The organism is Pseudoalteromonas sp. KS88 (assembly GCF_004766475.1).
GTDB lineage: Bacteria > Pseudomonadota > Gammaproteobacteria > Enterobacterales > Alteromonadaceae > Pseudoalteromonas.
Genome location: NZ_PYHV01000044.1, coordinates 1 through 1,378, shown reverse-complemented (window position 1 = coordinate 1,378; position 1,378 = coordinate 1). Strand labels below are relative to the sequence as shown.

1 protein-coding gene is annotated in these 1,378 nt (G+C 46.5%); it reads left to right on the top strand.

What is annotated here, in order from left to right:
- Positions 1 to 1,378, top strand: a 1,378-nt coding sequence (locus tag C7Y70_RS20300; RefSeq protein WP_135476815.1) for an Ig-like domain-containing protein, incomplete at both ends; no start/stop codon positions are given.

The following is a 1,378-nucleotide window of genomic DNA, read 5'->3' as shown; positions in this document are numbered from 1 at the left end:
AGTGACGCTTACAATCAATGCGATTAATGATGCGCCAGTGGCGCTTGATAATACCGCGCAACTGCAAGAAGAAGGGCAGTTTGAAGTGAACGTGCTGGGTAATGACAGTGATGTTGACGAAGGTGATAGCCTCGATGTAAGCAGTGTTACGGTGGTGAGTGATGCAGCAAACGGCCAAACAAGCGTGACCAATACCGGAGCGATTATTTACACGGCGAATGCCAACTTCTTTGGTGATGATAGTTTTACCTACACAGTAAAAGACAGCCAAGGCGCAGTTTCAAATGTTGCGACGGTCACGATGACAGTCACGTCAGTGAACGATAAACCAGTAGCCAGCGCACAAGCGCAAACACTGGATGAAGACGGTTCCATTTTACTAACATTAGTAGCAACAGATGTCGACCAAGACACCTTGAGTTACCGTATTGTTGATGAAGTCACAAAAGGAAGCTTGGTACAACAAAGTAATGACAGCTGGCTTTACACCCCAACCGCCAATGCCAATGGCGCAGACAGCTTTACGTTTGTAGCCAATGATGGTGAAGTTGACTCGGATGCAGTGACAGTATCATTAACGATAACCCCAATTAACGACCAACCAACGCTTGCAGGGCAAGCAGTCTCAACAGATGAAGACACAGCATTAACAGTGACTTTAGCGGGTGAAGACATTGAAGGAGAAAACCTCAGCTACAGCGTTGTGACTGATGCTGTTAGTGGTAGCGTAAGCTTAACGGGCAATACGTTAGTGTACACTCCAAACAGTGACTTTAATGGCAGTGACTCAGTCAGTGTTGTTGCCAATGACGGCGAGTTAAATTCAGAGGTGGCGAATATCGCCATCACAGTGACGAGTATCAATGACGCACCGTTGATAAGTGGGGCACCTACAACGTCAGTGAACGAAGACAGCGGCTATCAGTTTATTCCAACAGCAAGTGATGCAGACAACGACACGTTAACGTTTAGCATCAGTAATAAACCAAGTTGGCTAAGCTTTAACAGTGCAACAGGTGAATTGAGCGGTACGCCACTGAATGAACAAGTTGGTAGTTACAGCAACATCATTATCAGTGTGAGTGATGGCACACAAGTGCAAAGCTTAGCACCATTTAGCATAACGGTAATCAACACCAACGATGCACCAAGCATCAGTGGCATACCAGCGACGCAAGTGAATGAGGATGAAGCGTACAGCTTTACACCAAGCGCACAAGACATGGACGGTGATACATTAAGCTTTAGCATCACGAATAAGCCAAGTTGGGCGAGCTTTGATACCACAACAGGGCAATTGAGTGGCACACCAACAAATGAGGATGTGGGCACCCAAGCAGGCATTGTGATCAGTGTTAGTGATGGCAGTATGACTGCA